Raw genomic sequence first — 21,365 nt, 5'->3', positions numbered from 1 at the left:
TCCGCGCCCCCGGTCATAACGCCCATGACATGGGGTGGGTCGGCACGCCGGATGGATTTCGTCGTGTCCCTGAAACGGAATATATCAAAAACGATGGCGCCACCCAAATCCAAGGAAACTCAGCGCATTGCCAAGCTGCTCGCGCGCGCTGGAGTCGCGTCGCGGCGCGAGGTGGAGCGGATGATCGAGGCCCGGCGCATCGCCATCGACGGAAAGCCGGTGGAAACGCCCGCGACTCTGCTGACGTCGCTGCACGGCGTGACCGTGGATGGAAAGCCGGTCAGGGCGCCCGATCCCGCCCGGCTGTTCCTGTTCCACAAGCCGACCGGGGTGCTGACGACGGAGCGCGATCCCAGGGGGCGGCCGACCATCTATGACCGGTTGCCACGCGATCTGCCGCGGCTCGTCCCCGTCGGTCGGCTGGATTACAATACCGAGGGACTGCTGCTGATGACCACCGATGGCGGTTTGAAGCGTCAGCTTGAGCTGCCGTCCAGCGGGGTCGAGCGCATCTATCGTGCTCGCGCGCATGGACAGGTGACGCAGGCGCAGCTCGAATCGCTGATGGAAGGGGTCGAGATCGAGGGGATGCGATACGGCCCCATCGACGCCAATATCGAACGGCGCACCGGCGCCAATGTCTGGATCGCGCTGAAACTGACCGAGGGCAAGAACCGGGAAGTGCGCCGGGTGCTGGAATATCTGGGGCTGGAGGTGAACCGCCTGATCCGGATGTCCTATGGCCCGTTCATCCTGGGCGACCTGCCGGTCGGCGAGATTGGCGAAGTGCGCCAGCACGATCTGGTCGCGTTTCGCAAGACGCTGAAATGAGGATCATTGCCGGGCAATGGCGCGGACGGCGGCTGGCCACTCCGCGCGGCGACACGACGCGGCCAACGGCCGATCGCACGCGCGAGGCCCTGTTTTCCATGCTGACCAGCCGTCTGGGCAGTTTCGACGGCCTGGCGGTCGCAGACATGTTCGCCGGATCGGGCGCGCTGGGGTTCGAGGCATTGTCCCGCGGGGCAGCCACGTGCCTGTTCGTGGAGCAGGACCGCGATGCCCTGTCCGCGATCCGGGACAATGCAACGATGCTGAACATCCGCGCCGATATCCGCGCGCAATCGGTGATGGCGCTTGGCCCTGCCCCGGCGCCGCTCGATCTGGTGATGATGGACCCGCCCTATGGCACCGGCGCGGGTGCGGTCGCGCTCGACAAGCTCAACCGGCTGGGCTGGATCGCCGATGCGACCTGGATCAGCATCGAGACGGAACGGACCGAGGCAGTGACCATCGCCGGTTTCACGATCGATGCCGACCGGGTGCATGGCAAGGCGCGGCTGACGCTGTTGCGGCGCGACGCCTGAACCGTCATCCCTTGCGGATCGCCTGGACAAGCTGCGCCTTGTTCATCGACGACCGCCCGGGAATGCCGATCCTTCTGGCCTGATCATACAGTTCGGCCCTGGTCCGGTCCTCCAGCTTGCCGCCGCCCGGCTCCAGCGTCCCTGCCGCGCGGGCATTGGCAATCCGCGCCGCCTTTTCCGGGGATGCGCCCTGCCGCAGCAGCGCCTCGTACGTCGCATCGTCCTTGATGCTCGGCCCGTGATCCTTTGCCATCGCGATCTTCCCTTGTTTTCCATCGGATCAACGCAGAGGGTCCGGGCGGGTTCACCTTCCGACAATCGGATGTGACAAAAGGGCGACAAAGCCGATCGACCGCCCTATATGGCGCGCCAGGGGCAGGGCAGCGACGGGCGCATGATGATTACCACTCATCCATTTGACGACGACAAACTGCGTGAAGAATGCGGTGTTTTCGGGGTTTCCGGGGCGGACGGCGCGGCGGCGCTGGTCGCGCTTGGCCTGCATGCGCTTCAGCATCGCGGCCAGGAAGCGGCGGGCATCACCAGTTTCGACGGCGAATTGTTCCACACCCATCGGGCGATGGGCCATGTGGCGGGCAATTTCGACCGTCCGGACGTGATGGAACAGATGCCGGGCCGGGTCGCGCTGGGCCATGTCCGCTATTCGACGACGGGCGAAACGGCGCTGCGCAATGTCCAGCCGCTCTATGCCGAACTGGCAACCGGCGGATTCGCCATTGCGCACAACGGCAATATCTCGAACGCCATGCACCTGCGCCGCGAACTGGTGCAGTCGGGTTCGATCTTTCAATCGACCAGCGATACCGAAACGATCATCCACCTGGTCGCCACGTCCGATTTCCGCACCCCGCTGGACCGGTTCATCGACGCGCTGAAGCAGGTGGAGGGGGCCTATTCCCTGATCTGCGCAACGCCGCAGATGATGATCGCCTGCCGTGATCCGCTCGGCATCCGCCCGCTGGTGATGGGCAAGTTCGGCGATTCGATCATCTTCGCATCCGAAACCGTCGCACTGGACGTGGTGGGGGCGCATTTCGTCCGTTCGGTCGAACCGGGCGAACTGGTGATCGTGCACCATGACGGGCGAATCGAATCGGTCCGCCCCTTTGCCCCCGTCTCGCCGCGGCCCTGCATTTTCGAATGGGTGTATTTCAGCCGGCCTGATTCGATCGCGGATGACCAGTCGGTCTATTCCGTCCGCAAATCGATCGGCGCTCAGCTGGCGATCGAAAACCCGGTCGAGGCGGACCTGGTGATCCCGGTGCCGGACAGCGGCACGCCCGCCGCCATCGGTTATGCCCAGCAATCGGGCATTCCGTTCGAACTGGGCATCATCCGGTCCCATTATGTCGGCCGCACCTTCATCCAGCCGGGCGACAAGGTCCGCCACCTGGGCGTCAAACTGAAGCACAATGCCAACCGCGCGCTGATTCAGGGCAAGCGGGTCGTCCTTATCGACGATTCGATCGTGCGCGGGACCACCAGCCTGAAAATCGTCCAGATGATGCGCGAGGCCGGGGCGCGCGAGGTGCATATGCGCATCGCCAGCCCGCCGACCCGGCACAGCTGCTTTTACGGCGTCGACACCCCCGAACGGGCCAAGCTGCTCGCCGCAAAGCTGGACCTGGGCGGAATGACCGATTTCATCCATGCCGACAGCCTGGCCTTCATTTCGATCGACGGGCTGTACAAGGCGCTGGGCGAGGCCGGGCGCACCGCCGTCCGCCCGCGCTATTGCGATGCGTGTTTCACCGGGGAATATCCCACGCCGCTGACCGATCAGCTGGAACGCGGCGGCCAGGATCAGCTCGAACTGCTGGGTAACTGACATGACCGAACTGACGCCGGAACAGCCGCTTGCCGGCAAGCTCGCGCTCGTCACCGGGGCCAGTCGCGGGATCGGCGCGGCAACCGCCATCGCGCTGGGCCGGGCCGGGGCGCACGTCATCCTGACCGCACGGACGGCCGGTGGGCTGGAGGCCGTCGAGGAGGCAATTCACGACGCCGGGGGCAGCGCGACCATCGCGCCGCTAGACCTGACCGAGGGGGATGGCGTGATCCGCCTGGCCGAAGCGATTGCCGGACGGTGGAAGGCGCTGGACGTGCTGGTCCTCAACGCCGCGATGCTTGGATCGCTGGGCGCTGTCACGGCCATCGATCCCAAGGAACTGTCCAAGGTGATGACCCTGAACGTCAGCGCACAGGCCGCGCTGCTGGCCTCGTTCGATGCGATGCTGCGCGCATCCTCCGCCGGGCGGGTGATCGGCATCACGTCCAGCGTCGGGCGCCATCCGCGCGCCTATTGGGGCGTCTATGGCGCGTCCAAGGCGGCGTTCGAAACGCTGCTGGCATGTTATGGGCAGGAAGTGCGCAACATCTCGCCCGTGCGCACCGCGATCCTTGATCCGGGTGCGACCCGGACAAAGATGCGCGCCCGCGCCTATCCCGGCGAAAATCCGGACAGCGTTAAGCCGCCAGAGGTGGTGGCCGACCATATCCTGAAGCTGCTGGCCAGCGATTTCGAGGACGGGCGCGTCGAACGGGTCGGCTGATCCCGGAACGGCTCGCCGCGACCCTCAGTTCGCGGCCGCCGCCGAAATCTCTGCCATGAATTGCAGCTGCGCCAGCCTCAGGTCCTGACCCGTCGCCTTTGGCCAGTTGGCAATCATGGCGATCACCAGCTTCCTGTCCGGCACGATCACGATCGACTGGCCGAAAATGCCCTGCGCACCGAACGCGTCGGGATAGGTCCACCATTGATAGCCATAGCCGAAACCGGGCAGGCTGCCGATCGATGCCTGTTCCTTACCCGCTTCGGCAAACCAGCCATCGGGCACCTGCCCCTTGCCGCCCTCCAGCGCGAACAGGCCCATGCGGGCATAATCGCGCAGGCGAACCGACAGGCAGCATCTGCCGATATTCTGGCCCGTCAGGTCGGTCATCCAGAACAGATCACCCTCAAACCCCGCAGGGCCGGTGATCTTTTCCTGCGCATAATCGCTCAGCCGGCGGCCCGTCGCCCGTTCGACAATGATGCCGATCAGGTTGGTCTCGCCCGTCTTGTACACCCATTTCGTGCCCGGCTCGGCTTCGCTGGGCAGCCTGGCGAGATAGGCGACCATCGGGTCCTGCCCCTCCGGAGCGGTGGCCAGCGCCATGCGCGCGACGTCGCTGTCGGGGTTGGTGTAATCCTCGTTCCACCGCACGCCGCTGGTCATGGTCAGCACCTGGCGGACCGTCACCCGGTCATAGCCGCTGCCCTTCAGCTCGGGGACGTAACGGACCACGGGATCGTCCAGCGATGCGATCTTGCCGTCCTTCACCGCGGCACCGACCAGCGTCGAGGTAAAGGATTTGGCAACCGAAAAGCTGGTCCAGCGATCCTGCGCCGTCATGCCCAGGCCATAGCGTTCCTCGCGCACCTTGCCGTCCTGTACCACGATCAGGCCGGCGACATTATTGGCCGCCATGAACGCGTCGATGCGCGCCGCGTCCATCGCCAGCGGCTGACCCTTGGGCAACAGGCGGACGACATTCGATGCCTTGGCCGTGGTGCCGGGAAAGACGGTTTCCATCGCCCGGAAATTCCTGGATCGCACGGCGTCGGGCCAGAACAGGATCTCTGCCGCCGCGCGGGACAGCTTTGCCCGCTGTTCAGCCGTCATCGGTGCCGGCGCTGGCGCCGTCTGGGCCATGCCCATGGCGGGCAGCATCCCCGCACCCAGCAGCAGCATCGCACGCAGCATCCGCTTCGGCATCCTCATCCCTCCTTCACCAGCGTGACATGGGCAACGTCGATCGCGCCGCCTCTGAATCCGCCCTCACAATACATCAGATAGTATCGCCACATATCCCGAAAGCGCGCGTCGAACGCCGGTGGCAGCGTGCCGTCGCGATCCGCCGCGTCAAACCGTTCGCGCCAGATACGCAGCGTTTCGGCATAGTCCGGCCCGAACCCCCGCCGGTCATGCCAGCCAAGGCCATGATGCTGCGCAATCGCGCGAAACCGGCTTTCGGAAATCAGCATCCCGCCGGGGAAGATATAGGTCTGGATGAAATCGACATTCGACGCATAAGATTCGAAAATCGCGTCATCCATCGCGATATACTGGATGGCGGCGCGCCCGCCCGGTTTCAGCACGCGGGCGATGGTGGCCAGATAGTCAGTCCAATAGGCCTCGCCCACCGCCTCGACCATTTCGATGCTGGCCACCGCGTCGAACTGGCCGGTGACGTCCCGGTAATCGGTCAAGGCGACGGTGACGCGATCGGATAATCCTGCATCGGCCATCCGCTGATCGGCGTAACGCTTCTGCTCCTCCGACAGGGTCAGGGCATGGACATGCCGCCCGCCCTGCGCGGCCAGTTCGGCAAAGCTGCCCCAGCCGCAGCCGATTTCCAGGATGCGCTCGCCCGGCCCCGTCCCCGTCCGGGCCAGCACGGCATCCAGCTTGCGCGCCTGTGCGGTTTCCAGCGGCTCGCCCGGCGCGGCGAACATCGCGCTCGAATAGGTCATGTCGCCGCTCAACCACGGCGCGTAAAAGGTGTTGCCCAGGTCATAGTGGAACGCGATGTTCCGCCGTGATCCGGCCCGGTCATTTCGCCTCAGCCAGTGGCGCAGCCGCATCAGCGGGCGCGACCAGGCCCGCGCACGCCCTGCCCCGCCCAGCGTCGTTCGGTTGAGCGTGAACAGTTCGAACAGCGCAACCGGATCCGGGCTGCTCCATTCGCCCGCCGCCCATGCGCGGTACCAGCCGGACGACCCGCCAGCGATCAGCCGCGCAATCGCCCGCCAGTCGGAAAGGGTCAGCACGACGTTCGGCCCCGGCGCCCGTCCGCCCAGCATCCGGCGATCGCCATCCGGCAGGGTCAGGTCGATTCGCCCCGCAGCGAGGCCGCGATCGATGCGGTCGATCACCGCCTCCAGCACCGGGCGCAGCAATGCGAACGCCCCCTCTGGCCGGGGCAGGTTCATGCCCGCGCCCTGCTCCATTGCCCTGCCATGCTCACCTGTCCCGTGCGCCATCGCCCGCGCTCTTGGCACAGGCAACCGACGCGGGAAAGCCGGGCAATCACGGTCTTGACGGCAACGGCGCCCTCATCCCGACCATCCGGAAAAAAGTTGGCGCGCCCGGTTGCCCGGACGCGCCCAAGGAGAGGATAGAAAAATCGATGGATCAGAAGCGGGCGTTGACCCCGAACATGACCGTGCGGCCGATCCGGGTTTCAAACAGCGTGTCCTGACGGACGCTGTCGATGTACAGCCGGTTCTGTTCGTCGGTCAGGTTCTGCGCTTCCAGGATGAACCGCAGATTTTCGGTGATCGCATAGGATGCCGACGCATCGACATACAGCGTCGGGGAGTTGCCCTGAAGGTCGCTGCCTTGCGATGCCGGGATGCCGCGGATGAACCGGTCGCGCCAGTTCGCGGTGCCGCGAATGCTGAACCGGTCGTCTTCGTAATACAGCGTGCCCGAAGCCGTGTTCTTCGACAGGCCGACCAGGTTGTTCACCACCGACCGCGTGCAGGTGCCGGCCGTGCTGGCCAGGCAATATTCGATTTCGGACGTGACGCGGGTGTAATTGCCCAGCACGCCGAAATTGCCCAGGAACCCGTCCAGGAAATCGAACGGCAGCTGCAGGTTGACTTCGACACCGTTCAGCGGGCCGCCAGGCGTGTTGAACGGCTGAGAGACGTTGAACAGTTCAGTCGGCAGCGTGTTCGAGTTTTCAAGCAGCGCGTCGGGCAGACCCAGCTCGGTAAACGGCACCAGGCTGGTGATCGTCTGGATAAAGCTTTCGATGTCCTTGTGGAAATAGGCGACCGAAATCAGCGATCCGGGACGGAAATACCATTCCAGTGCCGCATCGAACGTCTTGGCCCGGATCGGATCGAGGAACGGGTTGTTGACGTTGCCGACGCGGGTGATCGGATTGACGCCGGCGGTCGGGGTCAGCTGGCCCAGTTCCGGACGGGCCATGACCTTTGCGGCCGAGAACCGCAGCAACAGGTCCTGAACCGGCTCGATGACCAGATTGGCCGACGGCAGCCAGTCGTCATAGCTGTTCTGCGCTTCGGCATAACGACCGACCAGGCCGGTCGGTGACGTCACCCCGGCGGGCGGCGCGACCGAGATATAGCCGGATGCGAGCAGGTCGGTGCGCACATAGCGCACGCCAATATCGCCCCGGACGCCAAAGCCGATCTGATCGGCAAAATCGAACGTGGCCATGGCATAGGCGCTCTTGATCTCTTCGTTCACACGGGCGTCCTGCGCACCGCATTCCACGCCGCAATAACGCACGCCGTCGAAATTGAACGTCGATGCCCAGCGATCCGGATCGATCGCGGCCCAGGATGCGGGCGCACCATTGCCCCACAGCTTGTCGACGCCGGTGATCTGCCGGGTGATGCTAGCAAGGGTGGTGCCGGCGGGCAGCGGCTGAACCACTGTGTCCGCATTGAACGGCCGCTGGAACTGCCCCCGGAAATCGCTTTCCCGATACTGACCGCCAAAGCGCAGCTTGACCGCGTCCGACAGGGTCCAGGCCAGGTTCACCTCGCCCGTTAAGTTGTCGGTCGTGTTCAGCGACGGCTTGCCCTGGAAGCTGAAGCCACCCAGCACCGTGCCGTCGGCCCGGCCTGGGGCATAGGTGAAGGATGCCGGGTTCGACACGTCAAAGCCGAAACCGATCGTCGGCACCGTGCCGCTATTGCGGAAATCGATCGAAAAACCGTCGCTGTCGATGACGTCCATGAACGTCTGCAGGCGCTTCTTGCCGTCCCAGTCCGACTTGTTCAGGCCGACCAGCATGGACACTTCAAGCGCGTCGCTCAGCTTGCGCTTCAGGTTGAAATTCGCCTGCTTGAACGTCGACACGAAATTGTCGACCAGCCCTTCCGACCGGACATCGACCCCGTCGAACAGGCCATAGACCAGCGATCCATTGGCATCGAATTCGACGTCGCGCACCGAAACCATCGGCTGGCCATTATTGGCGATCGACCGCGCGAACGACAGGCCGGCGATGTAATTGTCCCGCCGAGTCACTTCGAACCGCGAATACAGGAAATCGACGGCAATGTCGGTGGCGTCGTCCGGCTGATACTGCAGCGTCAGCGATCCGCCGATGCGTTCCTGATCCTGCTCGGAATTCAGGTAGCGCGGAATGCGCGGGAAAAACGCGCCGCTGCCCGGAATGTTGGTCGCATCGGGCCGCGTCAGGTTCTGGATCGTCTGATAGGCGGCGGCACTGCCGGTGCGCGGATTGCCGGTGCTGCAATTCGCGGCATCAACGCCCTTGGCCACATTGTTCGCCGGATTCTGCGGAGCAAAGCCGACGGGCGAGCAGAAGCCCCCGTTCACATTGGCCGGCAGGATGTCGACGCCGGAATAACCGACTTCGCGGATATTCCGCTTCTGATAGGCGGCCGAGGCAAGGATGCCGAACCCGCTTTCGCCGAACTGCTTGGACAGCAGCATGGAGGCACGCGGATCGACCTGTTTGGACAGTTCGTTCCACACGCCGCGCACGGTCGCCGAAAAGACGAAGGGATCGCGGGAATCGAACGGACGCGGCGCGGTCAGATCGACGGTCGCGCCCAGCGAGCCTTCCTCCACATCGGCGGTCGGCGTCTTGCGCACGGCCAGCGCGGAAAAGATTTCGGTCGGGAACACGTTGAAGTCAAAGCTGCGGCCGTTGTTGCCCGCGCCGTAAATGTCAGACGAACCCGTCTGCGACGTGCCTTCCATCCCGTTGATGCGAACCCGGGTGAACTGCGCGCCAAGACCGCGGACCGAGATGTTGCGCCCTTCGCCGCCATCGCCGCGGGCCAGCGCGACGCCTGGAACGCGCTGCATGGATTCGGCCAGGTTGGCGTCGGGAAACTTGCCGATGTCTTCGGCCAGAATGGTGTCGATCGCGGCCGTCTCGTTCCGCTTCTGATTGAGCGCGGTGTTCAGCGACGCGCGGAACCCGGTGACGACAATATCATCCTCTGCGGCGGCGGTTTCGCTCGCACCATCGGCCTGCGCGTCCTGCGCCGCAGCCATGCCGGGCATCGCCAGCGCCAGGCCAAGCGCCATCATCGAACTGCACATGTGCAGAGGCTTTACTGCTCTCATCCGGTATCCTCCCAATTACCATCCCGATATGTGGGACTTGCTTCCATATTATTGGAGGACCCCCGAAGCTGTCCAGCTTTTTTGCACCTTGATGCAAAAAATCAGACAATTAACGGGAGACTTGTTTCGTTATCGACACATAAATGTCACAGGGCAGCGCGCCAAAACGGCGAAGTCGGTCAGATACCCTTGGCGCCGGCCAATGCCCGATCCCTTGCCGCCTTGTGCCCCACGATCTTGCGCGGATAACTGGCCGGGCGACGGCCATGCTCCTCCGGATCGTGGATCACGTCATCGTGCAGCCGGGCCAGTTCGGGCACCCATTGCCGGATATAGCCCGCCGCATCGAACTTTTCGGATTGCGACAGCGGCGCCATGATCCGCACGAACATATTGCTGTCCACGCCGGTACCCGACACCCATTGCCAGTTGGTCGCGTTCGACCCGTAATCGGCGTCGACCAGCGTGTCCCAGAACCATTGTTCGCCCACGCGCCAGTCGATCAGCAGATGCTTGATCAGAAAGGATGCGGCGATCATGCGGACCCGGTTGTGCATCCATCCCGTCGCCCATAACTGGCGCATACCGGCATCGACGATCGGGTATCCGGTCTGCCCGCGCTGCCATGCTCGCAGATCGTCGGCATCCGTCCGCCATTCCAGCGCATCGAATTTGTCCCGGGCATTTTTCGACGCATATTCCGGGAATTGCAGGATCACGTTCTGCGCATAATCGCGCCAGCCAAGCTCGCTCAGAAAAACCTTTACTGAACCACCCGCATCGGCAACCCGGTGCCACACCGTGGCTGGCGAGATTTCGCCGAAATGCAGGTGCGGCGACAGGCGAGAGGATCCCTCGATCGACGGCAGGTTGCGCTGTTCGTCATAGCGCGCGGCTTTCGCGACGAATGCGTCCAGCCGCTTGCGCGCGCCCTCCTCCCCCGGCGTCCATTCGGCCTCGAACCCCGTGGCCCAGTTGGGACGGGTGGGCAGCAGGCCCCAGTCGGCGAGCGTATCCGATTTCGGCCATTTGGCCGGCGCATCGATGCTTCGCGGCCGCTGCGTCGGGTGTTCGGGGGGCATCCGCTCCTGCAAGGCGCGCCAGAACGGGGTATAGATCTTGTACGGCGAGCCCGATCCGGTCGTCACGCTGCCCGGCGGAGCCAGATAGTTGCCGTCATGGCACACCAGGTCCAGCCGCTTTGCCACCGCCTTTTCGGCGTTGCGCCACCATGGTTCGTAATGGCGGATGCAATGCACCCTGCCCGCGCCCGTTTCCTCGGCCAGTTCGGCCAGCACGGCATCGCATTTGCCCCGACGCAGGATCAGGCGGCTGCCCTTTTCGCGCAGCGCCGCGTCCAGCGCATTCAGGCTGTGGTGCAGCCACCACCGCGATGCACCGCCCATCGCCCGATGCTTTGGCGTGTCGTCGTCCAGGACATAGACGGGGATGACCGGCCCTTCGGCGACGGCGGCGGCCAGCGCGGCCTGATCCGACAGGCGCAGGTCGCGGCGGAACCAGATGATGGATGGCGTGCTCATGGATCCCCTTTCGTCGCTGGACAATGCGCCAACGACGAAATGGGGTGCAAGACAATGTGGGCCAAAGGCGGTGTTGACCGCCCCTGCCCCCTCAAATGGCGTGCGGCTGCTTGTCCACCTGCCAGGTCTGGCCCTTGCTGACCAGCTTTTGCAAGTCGGGCACCTTGCCCTCGCTGACCGACCGGTTCTGCTCGATCACCGCGGTTTCAAAGGTCGGGGCCGGATCGTCAAAGATGACGCCCAGCGCGACCGGGAATGTGCCGACCGGCATTTCGACCAGCAGATGCGCGATCGTCCGGTTGGTCTGATCATGGACCAGCACGCCCGCGGCCTGCCAGTCGCCATCGACGACATCCACGACCTTCAGCGCCAGCCGCTCACGGTCCAGCGACAGGCCCTTGACCCCGCCGGTCTTTTCCGAACCGAACAGCATCGGTTCGCCATGCTTGACCCACAGCTGCGCGGTCGCGGCATTGGGCTTTGCCGTGAACGGCGCGAACACGTCGTCATTATAGACGATGCAGTTCTGATAGATTTCGACGAACGCCGTCCCCTGATGGGCATAGGCGGCCTTCAGCACGTCGGGCAGGTTCTTGTGCACGTCGATCCCGCGCGCGACGAACCGTGCACCGGCGCCCAGCGCAAAGACGCAAGGGCTCGCCGGGCGATCCACCGACCCGAACGGGGTCGACGGCGACCGGGTGCCGACCCGGCTGGTGGGCGAATATTGCCCCTTGGTCAGGCCGTAAATCTCGTTGTTGAACAGCAATACCTGGCAATTCAGGTTGCGACGGATCAGGTGCATGGTGTGGTTGCCGCCGATGGACAGCGCATCGCCGTCGCCGGTGATGATCCACACGTCCAGATCCGGATTGGCCAGCTTGACCCCCGTCGCCACCGTCGGCGCGCGGCCGTGGATGGTATGGAAGCCATAGGTTTCCATGTAATAGGGAAAGCGCGAGGAACAGCCGATGCCGCTGACGAACACGGTATTTTCCGGCGTCGCGCCAATCTCCGGCATGGTCCGCTGAACCGCCTTCAGGATCGCATAATCGCCGCATCCGGGGCACCAGCGCACTTCCTGATCGGTTTCCCAGTCCTTGGGGCTGGTGGCGGGCTTGATCGTCGTCAGTTCGTTCATGTCTTCTACCTCTTGCCCTCTCCCGCTGGCGGGAGAGGCTACGAAGACTTGGCGGCGTGCCGCCTAGTCGTAGTCGGTGAGGGCACTTCTTGCCAGCGGCATGAAGAAGAAAGACCCTCACCCAACCCTCTCCCGCTTGCGGGAGAGGGCTTTGAAATCACCCCAGCATCCCTTCGATCGCGTCTTCGATCTCGGCGATGCGGAAGGGCTGGCCGGATACCTTGTTGAGCGGCTTGGCATCGACCAGGAACTGGTCGCGCAGCACGGTCTTGAGCTGGCCCGTGTTCATTTCCGGTACCAGGATCTGGTCATAGCTTTTGAGCAGATCGCCCAGATTGCCCGGCATCGGCCAGATGTGGCGGATATGGATATGGCTGACGTCCAGCCCCTTCTTCCGCGCGCGGCGCACCGCCTGGGTGATCGGGCCATAGGTGCTGCCCCAGCCGACGACGACCAGCTTGCCGCCGGCCTCACCCTGCACGACGACCTGATCGGGCACCTTGATTTCGGCCACCTTGCGCTGGCGGATCGTCGTCATCGCCTGATGGTTCGACGGCGAATAATCGATGTTGCCGGTCCCTTGCGCCTTTTCGATCCCGCCGATGCGATGCAGCAGGCCCGGCGTACCCGGCTTGACCCAGGGCCGCGCCAGATTGTCGTTGCGGGAATAGGGCATGAACTTCGTGCCCTCGGCAGGCAGGTCGGTGTGATGCGTGACCGGGAACGGCGTGTACGTGCTCATGTCCGGCACCTTCCACGGCTCGGCCGCATTCTGCAGATACCCGTCGGTCAGCAGCATGACGGGCGTCATGTACGTCGTGGCGATCCGCACCGCCTCGATGGCCACGTCAAAGCAATCGGCGGCGGAACGCGCGGCGATCACCGGCATCGGCGCATCGCCGTTGCGGCCATAAACGGCCTGATACAGGTCGGACTGTTCCGTCTTGGTCGGCAGGCCGGTCGACGGGCCGCCCCGCTGCGCATTGACGATCACCAGCGGCAGCTCGGTCATGATCGCCAGGCCCATGAACTCGCCCTTCAGCGCGATGCCGGGGCCGGACGAACAGGTGACGCCCAGCTGCCCGGCATAGGATGCGCCGATCGACGCGCCGATGGCCGCAATCTCGTCCTCCGCCTGAAACGTCGTGACGCCATATTCCTTGTACCGTGCCAGCGCGTGCAGGATCGCGCTGGCCGGCGTGATGGGATAGCCGCCAAAGAACATCGGCAGGCTGGCCAGCTGCGCACCCGCGACCAGGCCCAGCGACGTTGCCTCGGCCCCGGTCACCGTGCGGTACAGGCCCGGCTCCACCGGCGCTGCGGGCACCTGCACCTGCGCGATGCCCATCGCGCCAAGCTCCGCTGTTTCGCCATAGGCATGGCCGGCGTTCAGCGCGGCGATGTTCGCCTCGGCCAGTTCAGGCGCCTTGGCGAACTTGGCGCGCAGCCAATCCTCGATCGGCTGACGGTCGCGGTCGAACATCCACAGCGCCAGGCCCAGCGTCCACATGTTCTTGCAGCGCAGCGCCTCCTTGTTGCCAAGGCCGAACGGCTTCACCGCATCCAGCGTCAACTGGCTGATGTTCAGCTTGAGCAGCTGCCACTTGACCAGGCTGCCATCGTCCAGCGGGTTCTGCGTGTATTTGGCCTTGTCCAGGTTGCGCTGGTTGAACTCGCCCTCGTCCGCGATGATCAGGCCGCCGGGCTTCAGCGCGTCGACATTCACTTTCAGCGCGGCGGGGTTCATCGCCACCAGCACGTCGGGCTCGTCGCCCGCAGTTTCGATGCTGGCCGAACCGAAATTGATCTGGAAGGCGGAAACGCCGAACAACGTGCCCTGCGGCGCGCGGATTTCGGCCGGAAAATCGGGGAACGTCGCCAGGTCGTTGCCCGCAATCGCGGTCGCCAGCGTGAACTGACCGCCGGTCAGCTGCATCCCGTCGCCGGAATCGCCCGCGAACCGGACGACGATGTTTTCGGCGGGCGGGTTGGCCGCCGCTTCCTGCGGGGTCACCTCGTGAACGGCGGATGCCATAGAATGTCCTGCTATCGTCACTGAATTGGAATTGCCGCCCCTCTACGCCCGGTTAGCCCGCGGCAAAAGAGGATTTCAGCTTGGGGCCGCCCAATGGCTGCTTTGCATAGCTGCGGCCCAGGGTCAGCACCGACCGGGCGTGTCGCTGCGCCACCTCCATCGGATCGGTGCCGTACCCGCCGCCCAATGCGCTGGCCAGCGGAATGCCGCGCCCGGAACACAGGCCCGCCAGCCACGCATCGCGGGCGATCAGGCCGTCCAGGCTCAGCGACAACCGGCCCAATTTGTCCCCCGACCATGGATCGACCCCCGCCTGATACAGGATCAGGTCCGGCCGCACCTGATCGATCAGCGGCACCAGCGTCCGGGCCAGCGTGTCCAGATATTCGTCATCCTCCACCCAGTCCGGCAGGCCGACGTCCAGCGTCGATCGTGCCTTGCGCACCGGAAAATTCTTTTCGGCGTGGATGGAATAGGTTGCGATCTCCGGCCGCCCGGCGGTCAGCGCCGCGGTGCCGTCACCCTGATGCACGTCGCAATCGACGATCAGGATGCGGGCCGCATCCCCCTCCTCCACCAGCCGGACGGCGGCGCAGGCCAGGTCGTTGAAGATGCAATATCCAGCGCCCGTATCCGCCAGCGCATGATGGCTGCCCCCGGCGGTATTGGCGGCATAACCGCGATCCAGCGCCAGCTTGCCCGCCAGCCAGGTGCCGGCCGGAACGTGGACGGCGCGATGCGCGACGGCGGGGGTGACGGGAAATCCGATGCGCCGTTCCTTGTCGCGGGGCACGCGCACCTCGACCACCTCGGCCACATAATCGGGGTCGTGCACCGCCTCCAGCCACTGGCGCGGCATGGGTTCGGGCGCGTGCCATTCCAGCCCGTCCTCGTCGCTCAACAGGTCGCGGACCAGACCGTTCTTGTTCCATTCATACGCGCTGCGGGCGGGCGCGGGCGCGACATAACTGGGGTGGTGGACGACGGCGATCATTGCCGCCAAGGTAGGGGCTGACCGGCCATGCACCAAGAGTGCCGAAGGGAGAATGGATGACCACGCCGCCACTACGCCCGGATGTGAACGCCTTCCTCGCCTATGCCAACAATTTCCCCGGGCCAAAGATGCACGAGATGCAGCCGGACGAGGCGCGGGCGCAATATGTCGCCATGAAATCGCTGGTCGACCTGCCGATGGGCGATCTGGCCGTGCATCGGGAATTGTCGATTCCCGGACCCGCCGGCCCGATCCCCGCCGCATTGTTCGATACGCGCGCCGGGCGCGAACCGGGGCCGCTGATCGTGTTCTATCACGGCGGCGGCTGGGTGATCGGCAATGTCGACAGCCATGCCAGCTATTGCGCCGAACTGGCGCGCGCCACGGACCTGCCCGTCGTGTCGGTCGATTACCGGCTGGCCCCCGAACACCCCTGGCCCGCCGCAGCGGACGATGCGGAGGCGGCGGCCCGCTGGCTGGCCACCAGCCCCGATGCACTCGGCCTGTCGGTGAACGGACTGGTCGTGGCGGGTGACAGCGCGGGCGGCAACCTTGCCATCATCGCCGCGATGGATTTGCGGGACAGTCCGGCCGCCGTGCCGGTGATCGCGCAATTCCCGATCTATCCGGCGACGCACATGGGATCGGACTATCCCAGTTATGAAGCCTTTGCCGACGGCCATCTGCTGACCCGCGAAAGCATGGCCTGGTTCGAAGGGGCCTATGCCGCCGATGCCGGCCATGTCCGCGCGTCCCCCATGCTCGGCGACCTTGCCGGAATGCCGCCCGCGCTGGTGCTGACCGCCAGCCATGATCCCATCCGCGATCAGGGCCGCGCCTATGCCGCCGGCCTTGCCCATGCGGGCGTTGCGGTCAGCTTTGTCGAGGTGCCCGGCATGATCCATGGCTTCATCACCCTGCGAAAGATCATCCCGTCCGGCGCGACCGATCTGGCCCGCGCCCATGCAATGTTGAAGGCGATGATTGCCGCTGCTTCCTGATCGGCCACATCCGCCACATCCGCTCATGCTGAGCTTGTCGAAGCACGATCGCTCGTCCTTCGACAGGCTCAGGACGAGCAAGGGGTGGCAAAGAACCGAACAACACTTCAGAGAACACGAATGATCGACAAGGAATCGCTCCCCTATCGCCCCTGTGCCGGCGTCATGATCCTGAACCGCGACGGCCAGGTGCTGGTCGGCCAACGCTTCGATTCGGTGGTCGAGGCATGGCAGATGCCGCAGGGCGGGATCGATCCGGGCGAAGCGCCGCTGGAAACCGCCTATCGCGAGCTGTGGGAAGAAACCGGCATCGAACGCCACTTGGTCGAACTGGTGGCAGAGGCACCGGACGAGTTTTTCTATGACCTGCCCGACGACCTGATCGGCCGCATCTGGAAGGGCAAATGGCGCGGCCAGCGCCAGCGGTGGTTCCTGTTCCGGTTCCTCGGCACCGATGCCGATGTGAACATCGCGACGCCGGAACCGGAGTTTCGCGCCTGGCGATGGGCCGACCCGGCCGAGCTGCCCGACCTGATCGTGCCGTTCAAGCGGACGCTCTATCAACAGCTGCTCGCCGTCTTTTCACCGCATCTTTGATCGCCGCTGCCTTTTCCCCGCCGGAAATCGGGGTTAATGACGGCATCGATGCGAATGCCTCTGCTTCTTCTGGCGCTGTCGCCGCTGCTGCTCGCCAATCAGGAAGAGCCGAAGCCGGATCCGCCAAAGCTGCCCGATGCAGTGGAAACCATGCTGCTCGCCGCATTCGACAGCGGGAATGAGGGCGAGGTGAACACCATCGCCAAATACGCCAAGACGGCAGCCCCCGACATGACGGAGATGATCAACCGGCGGGTCGGCGACTGGAAACGGGCACGATCCGACGCCAACCAGAAACGCCTGGCAGAGGCGGCGTTCTTTGAACTGGTCAAGGGCCGGGCAGAGGTTGGTGCGTGGCTGACCACCGGCAATACCGACAATATCGGCCTGAATGGCGTGCTTGATCTGCGCCGCGAAGGATGGCTGTGGCGGCACAAGCTGCGGCTGCAGGCGGATTATCAGGAATCGCTGGGCGTCACCAACCGCGAACGCTACCTTGCGGCGTACGAACCGAACTACAAGCTGGACGACAAGGCGTATATCTATGGCGCCGCTCAGTTCGAAAGCGACCGGTTCCTTGGCTATACCGAACGCTATTCCGCCTCGCTCGGGGCGGGCTACAGCGCGATCAAGCGGCCGAACATGACGCTGGATGTCGAACTTGGCCCGGCGTTCCGGCATACCGAGTTCATCAACGCGCCGACCGAAAGCAACCTCGCCACACGCGGTTCCATGGACTTTTCGTGGAAACTGACCCGCGCGATCACGTTCGAACAGGACGCATCGGCCTATCTGCAAAGCGCGAACAGCACCGTGTCGAGCAAATCGGCCGTGCGCGCCAAGCTGTTCGGGCCATTGTCGGGTCAAATGTCCTATACCGTCCAGTATGAAAGCAAGCCGCCAGCCGGCCGCGTATCGACCGACACGATCAGCCGCGCGTCCATCGTCTACGATTTCTGACCGCGCCCGGCCGGGGGTGGCCTCTGCGCCCGCTTCGGGCTAGTCGGTCGGGATGGAGAGACTGACGCCGATCGAACGCGCTGCTGCGGACCATGTCGCCGCCGAACCGATGATTGCGCTCACCGAACGCTGGGTGGCGATCAACAGCGGGACGCGCAATCTGGCCGGTGTTGCCGCCATGGCATCCACCCTGGCCGATGCATTCTCCGTCCTGCCCGGCACGCTCCGGCTGGTCGATCCCGCGCCCGTCGAACAGGTAACGCCCGCGGGCGAGCGGATCGCCCTGGAGCATGGTCGGCATCTACACCTGACCGTCCGGCCGGACGCGCCGGTGCAACTGGTGCTGACCGGGCACATGGATACCGTCTTTGCCATCGATCATCCGTTTCAGTCCGCACGCTGGCTGGCCGATGGCCGCTATAACGGCCCCGGTGCTGCCGATATGAAGGGGGGCATCGCCCTGATGCTCGCGGCCCTGCGCGCGATCGAGGCAAGCCCGCTGGCATCGCGCATCGGGTATGAGGTCGTCATCAATTCGGATGAGGAAACGGGATCGCTGTCCTCTGCCCCGCTCATCGCCGATGCAGCGCGCGGCAAGATGGCGGCGCTGACCTATGAACCCGCCCTGCCCGATGGCACGCTGGCGGGGGCGCGGGGCGGCACCGGCAATTTCTCGATCACCGTGCGCGGGCGCAGCGCCCATGCCGGCCGCAATCCCGAGGATGGCCGCAACGCCCTGGTCGCTGCGGCCGACATTGCCGTCCGGCTGCACGCTGCCCGGATCGATGGGCTGGCCGTCAATCCGGCCCGGATCGACGGCGGCGGCCCCAACAACATGGTGCCCGACCTTGCGGTGCTGCGCGTCAATTTCCGGCCGCGCGATGCGGCGATGATCGACCATGCCCGCACGCTGATCGACCGTGTGCTGGGCGATGTCGCCATTGCGCACGACGTGGCGGTGGACCTGCATGGCGGGTTCAACCGGCCGCCAAAGCCGATTGATCCGGGGGCGGCCCGATTGTTCGACCTGGTCCGCACGGTCGGTGACGACCTGGGCATCGCCATCGCGTGGCGGGCGACCGGCGGCGTTTGCGATGGCAACAACATCGCGGCCTGCGGGGTGCCGGTGGTCGATACCATGGGCGCGCGCGGCGGCGCGATCCATTCGGCGGACGAGTTCCTCATCCCGGAAAGCCTTGCCGAGCGCGCGGCACTGTCGGCCATCACGATGCTGCGGATCGCAGAAAAAGGAACCCTATGAGCTTCGTCATCCGCGCGGCGACTGATCGCGACCTGCAACCGCTTTATGAAATGGCCAAGCTGACCGGGGGCGGATTCACCAACCTGCCGCCGGACAAGCCGGCATTGCGCGCCAAGCTGGGACGCAGCGCCGCCGCCTTTGCCCGCACGGACGATGCGCTGCAGGACGACCTGTTCGTGCTGGTTCTGGAAAACATGGATACCGGCGAGGTGCGCGGCACCTGTCAGATCTTTGCCCAGGTCGGCCAGCGATGGCCATTCTACAGCTATCGGCTGGCGATGCTGACCAAGCATAGCGAGGAGCTGAACCGCACGTTCCGCGCCGAAATCCTCAATCTGGTCAACGATCTGGAGGGATCGTCAGAGGTCGGCGGCCTGTTCCTTCATCCCGGCGAGCGAGCGGGCGGCCTTGGCCTGTTGCTGGCGCGCAGCCGCTATCTGTTCATCCGCCAGCACCGCGCCCGGTTTGCCGACCGCACCATTGCCGAGCTTCGCGGCATCATTGACGAGGCGGGCGGCTCCCCCTTCTGGGACGGGGTGGCCGGCCGCTTTTTCGGCATGAGCTTTCAGGAAGCGGACCAGTTCAATGCCATCCACGGCAATCAGTTCATTGCCGACCTGATGCCCAAGCATCCCGTCTATACCGCGATGCTGCCCGACACCGCGCGTCAGGTCATCGGCCTGCCCCATCCCAGCGGCCGCGCGGCGATGCGGATGCTGGAAAACGAAGGGTTCGCCTATGAACGCTATGTCGACATTTTCGACGGCGGCCCGACCATGACGGCGCGCACTGACCATATCCGATCGGTCCGGGAGGCGCAGGAGGCCGTGGTGACCGACGTTGCGGCATCCGGCGGCGAACCGGCGCTGGTCGCCACCGGCCGGCTGACCGATTTCCGCTGCTGCTGCGGAACGCTGGCCACGACGGTGGACGGCGTTGCCGTGGATGCCGGGACCGCACGGCTGCTGGGCGTCGAACCGGGCGCGGCCGTGCTCTATGCGGAACGCTGAAGTCTGGCCGACGTCCGTTCGGACAGGATGAGGATGGGGCAATGCTGACGGAAATCAATTTCGACGGCCTGATCGGGCCAAGCCATAATTACGCGGGGTTGAGCCCCGGCAACCTTGCCGCCACCCGCAACCGGGGCGCTACGTCGCAGCCGCGCGCCGCCGCGCTGCAGGGACTGGCCAAGATGCGCCACAATCTGCGCCTTGGCCTGCCCCAGGGTATCTTCATGCCGCTGCCCCGCCCCGATCATCGCTGGCTGGACAGCCTGTCGACGGACTATCCCGCCGCGCCCGATCATCTGAAGGCACAGGCGTTGTCCGCATCGTCGATGTGGGCGGCCAATGCTGCCACCGTCTCGCCCGCCCCTGATACGGCGGACGGCCGCTGCCATCTGACCATCGCCAATCTGATGACCATGCCGCATCGCAGCCATGAATGGCCCGACACGCTGGCACAGCTGCGCATCGCCTTTGCCGATCCGGCCTTTGCCGTTCACGCGCCCGTGCCCGCCCCCTTTGGCGACGAGGGTGCGGCCAATCACATGCGGCTGTGCGCGTCGCACGATGCGCCCGGCATCGAAATCTTTGTCTATGGCGTGTCCGGCGGCCCCTTTCCCGCACGCCAGCACCGGGAGGCGAGCGAAGCGGTGGCCCGCGCGCATCGGCTGGACCCGGCGCGCACCCTGTTCGTTCAGCAATCGGAAGCGGCGATTGCCGCCGGTGCCTTTCACAACGACGTCGTCGCCGTCGCCAATGGCTGCGTGCTGCTGGCCCATCAACACGCCTTTGCCGATGCCCCCGCTTTCTACGACCGTCTCCGCGCGATCATGCCGGATGTGGAGATTGTTGAGGTGCCTGCCGACCGGGTGTCGCTGGCCGACGCCATTCAGTCCTATCTGTTCAATGCCCAGCTGGTGACGCTGCCCGGCGGCGACACCGCCATCGTCCTGCCCGAAGAAGCGCGGGAGAACGCGGCCGTATGGGCATGGCTGAACGATCACGTCGCCGGCAACGGTCCGATCCGTCAGCTAAAGGTAGTGGATGTCCGCCAGTCGATGGCCAATGGCGGCGGCCCGGCGTGCCTTCGCCTGCGGGTCGTATGCGATCCGGAATGCGTCGATCCGCGCTTCCTGCTCGACGAACCGCGGATCGACCGGCTGGCCGATGTGGTTGAACGCTGGTGGCCGGATGCGATCGGCCCGGGCGATTTGAATGACGCCGCCCTGATCGACCCCATCCGGCACGCCCGCCATGCTGCGCTGGACGTCATGGGACTTGTCGAGTTAATTGACAGGTAACCGTGCCTGTTAATCC

Annotated in this window: 18 protein-coding genes; 10 read left to right on the top strand and 8 right to left on the bottom strand. The window is 65.0% G+C overall.

What is annotated here, in order from left to right; translation table 11 throughout:
- Positions 1–93: 93 nt before the first annotated feature.
- Together ACNI3Q_RS01960 and rsmD are read left to right on the top strand one after the other, a co-directional pair.
- The gene (locus tag ACNI3Q_RS01960) at positions 94–831 is read left to right on the top strand and encodes a pseudouridine synthase (protein ID WP_260019609.1); all 738 of its coding nucleotides are present in this window, start codon (positions 94–96) and stop codon (positions 829–831) included.
- Positions 828–1,367 carry a 16S rRNA (guanine(966)-N(2))-methyltransferase RsmD gene (gene rsmD / locus ACNI3Q_RS01955; RefSeq protein WP_426273692.1) on the top strand — a complete coding sequence of 180 codons (540 nt, stop codon included), beginning with the start codon at positions 828–830 and terminating at the stop codon, positions 1,365–1,367. Before ACNI3Q_RS01960 ends, rsmD begins: the two co-directional genes overlap by 4 nt.
- Positions 1,368–1,371: 4 nt before the next feature.
- Here the strand turns inward: rsmD and ACNI3Q_RS01950 are convergent, their stop codons facing one another.
- Positions 1,372–1,620 carry a Rho termination factor N-terminal domain-containing protein gene (locus ACNI3Q_RS01950; protein WP_426273690.1) on the bottom strand — a complete coding sequence of 83 codons (249 nt, stop codon included), beginning with the start codon at positions 1,618–1,620 and terminating at the stop codon, positions 1,372–1,374.
- A gap of 144 nt (positions 1,621–1,764) precedes the next feature.
- Here ACNI3Q_RS01950 and purF point away from each other — a divergent pair, with 144 nt between their 5' ends.
- A complete protein-coding gene (purF, locus tag ACNI3Q_RS01945) occupies positions 1,765–3,216 on the top strand; it encodes an amidophosphoribosyltransferase (RefSeq protein ID WP_426274179.1) in 1,452 nt (483 codons plus the stop codon).
- A gap of 1 nt (position 3,217) precedes the next feature.
- Positions 3,218–3,940, top strand: coding sequence for an SDR family NAD(P)-dependent oxidoreductase (locus tag ACNI3Q_RS01940; protein ID WP_426273688.1), 723 nt, complete (start codon positions 3,218–3,220; stop codon positions 3,938–3,940).
- Between the two features lie 24 nt (positions 3,941–3,964).
- Here the strand turns inward: ACNI3Q_RS01940 and ACNI3Q_RS01935 are convergent, their stop codons facing one another.
- The 7 genes from ACNI3Q_RS01935 to ACNI3Q_RS01905 all read right to left on the bottom strand — a co-directional run bounded on the left by ACNI3Q_RS01935 (position 3,965) and on the right by ACNI3Q_RS01905 (position 15,225).
- Positions 3,965–5,146, bottom strand: coding sequence for a serine hydrolase domain-containing protein (locus ACNI3Q_RS01935; protein ID WP_426273685.1), 1,182 nt, complete (start codon positions 5,144–5,146; stop codon positions 3,965–3,967).
- A 2-nt stretch (positions 5,147–5,148) separates the two neighbouring features.
- Positions 5,149–6,381: a class I SAM-dependent methyltransferase gene (locus ACNI3Q_RS01930; RefSeq protein WP_426273684.1), complete on the bottom strand. Its 1,233-nt coding sequence runs from the start codon at positions 6,379–6,381 to the stop codon at positions 5,149–5,151.
- A gap of 184 nt (positions 6,382–6,565) precedes the next feature.
- A complete protein-coding gene (locus tag ACNI3Q_RS01925; RefSeq protein WP_426273683.1) occupies positions 6,566–9,490 on the bottom strand; it encodes a TonB-dependent receptor in 2,925 nt (974 codons plus the stop codon).
- Positions 9,491–9,693: 203 nt separating this feature from the next.
- Complete coding sequence (locus ACNI3Q_RS01920; RefSeq protein WP_426273681.1) at positions 9,694–11,055, bottom strand: cryptochrome/photolyase family protein; 1,362 nt, start codon at positions 11,053–11,055, stop codon at positions 9,694–9,696.
- A gap of 91 nt (positions 11,056–11,146) precedes the next feature.
- A complete protein-coding gene (locus ACNI3Q_RS01915; RefSeq protein ID WP_426273679.1) occupies positions 11,147–12,196 on the bottom strand; it encodes a 2-oxoacid:ferredoxin oxidoreductase subunit beta in 1,050 nt (349 codons plus the stop codon).
- Positions 12,197–12,353: 157 nt separating this feature from the next.
- Positions 12,354–14,231, bottom strand: a complete 1,878-nt coding sequence (locus ACNI3Q_RS01910) for a 2-oxoacid:acceptor oxidoreductase subunit alpha (RefSeq protein ID WP_426273678.1) — start codon at positions 14,229–14,231, stop codon at positions 12,354–12,356.
- A 52-nt stretch (positions 14,232–14,283) separates the two neighbouring features.
- A complete protein-coding gene (locus ACNI3Q_RS01905; RefSeq protein WP_426273676.1) occupies positions 14,284–15,225 on the bottom strand; it encodes a histone deacetylase family protein in 942 nt (313 codons plus the stop codon).
- 56 nt (positions 15,226–15,281) lie between these two features.
- Here ACNI3Q_RS01905 and ACNI3Q_RS01900 point away from each other — a divergent pair, with 56 nt between their 5' ends.
- The 6 genes from ACNI3Q_RS01900 (at position 15,282) to ACNI3Q_RS01875 (ending at position 21,349) form a co-directional block, all read left to right on the top strand.
- On the top strand, positions 15,282–16,226 hold the full coding sequence (locus ACNI3Q_RS01900) for an alpha/beta hydrolase (protein WP_426273673.1): 945 nt from the start codon (positions 15,282–15,284) through the stop codon (positions 16,224–16,226).
- A 120-nt stretch (positions 16,227–16,346) separates the two neighbouring features.
- The gene (locus ACNI3Q_RS01895; RefSeq protein ID WP_260019621.1) at positions 16,347–16,823 is read left to right on the top strand and encodes an RNA pyrophosphohydrolase; all 477 of its coding nucleotides are present in this window, start codon (positions 16,347–16,349) and stop codon (positions 16,821–16,823) included.
- Positions 16,824–16,877: 54 nt separating this feature from the next.
- Positions 16,878–17,783 (top strand): DUF481 domain-containing protein, encoded by a 906-nt coding sequence (locus tag ACNI3Q_RS01890; RefSeq protein WP_426273671.1) that lies wholly within the window; start codon positions 16,878–16,880, stop codon positions 17,781–17,783.
- Between the two features lie 52 nt (positions 17,784–17,835).
- On the top strand, positions 17,836–19,044 hold the full coding sequence (locus ACNI3Q_RS01885) for a hydrolase (protein ID WP_426273669.1): 1,209 nt from the start codon (positions 17,836–17,838) through the stop codon (positions 19,042–19,044).
- Positions 19,041–20,054 carry an arginine N-succinyltransferase gene (locus ACNI3Q_RS01880; RefSeq protein ID WP_426273667.1) on the top strand — a complete coding sequence of 338 codons (1,014 nt, stop codon included), beginning with the start codon at positions 19,041–19,043 and terminating at the stop codon, positions 20,052–20,054. The genes ACNI3Q_RS01885 and ACNI3Q_RS01880 overlap by 4 nt, the downstream gene beginning before the upstream one ends.
- 41 nt (positions 20,055–20,095) lie before the next feature.
- Positions 20,096–21,349 (top strand): N-succinylarginine dihydrolase, encoded by a 1,254-nt coding sequence (locus ACNI3Q_RS01875; RefSeq protein WP_426273665.1) that lies wholly within the window; start codon positions 20,096–20,098, stop codon positions 21,347–21,349.
- The last annotated feature ends 16 nt before the right edge of the window (positions 21,350–21,365 follow it).

This window comes from Sphingomonas eleionomae, from assembly GCF_049889035.1.
Lineage (GTDB): Bacteria > Pseudomonadota > Alphaproteobacteria > Sphingomonadales > Sphingomonadaceae > Sphingomonas.
The sequence above is the reverse complement of the archived record's forward strand: the minus strand, read 5'-3'. Positions and strand labels throughout refer to the sequence as shown.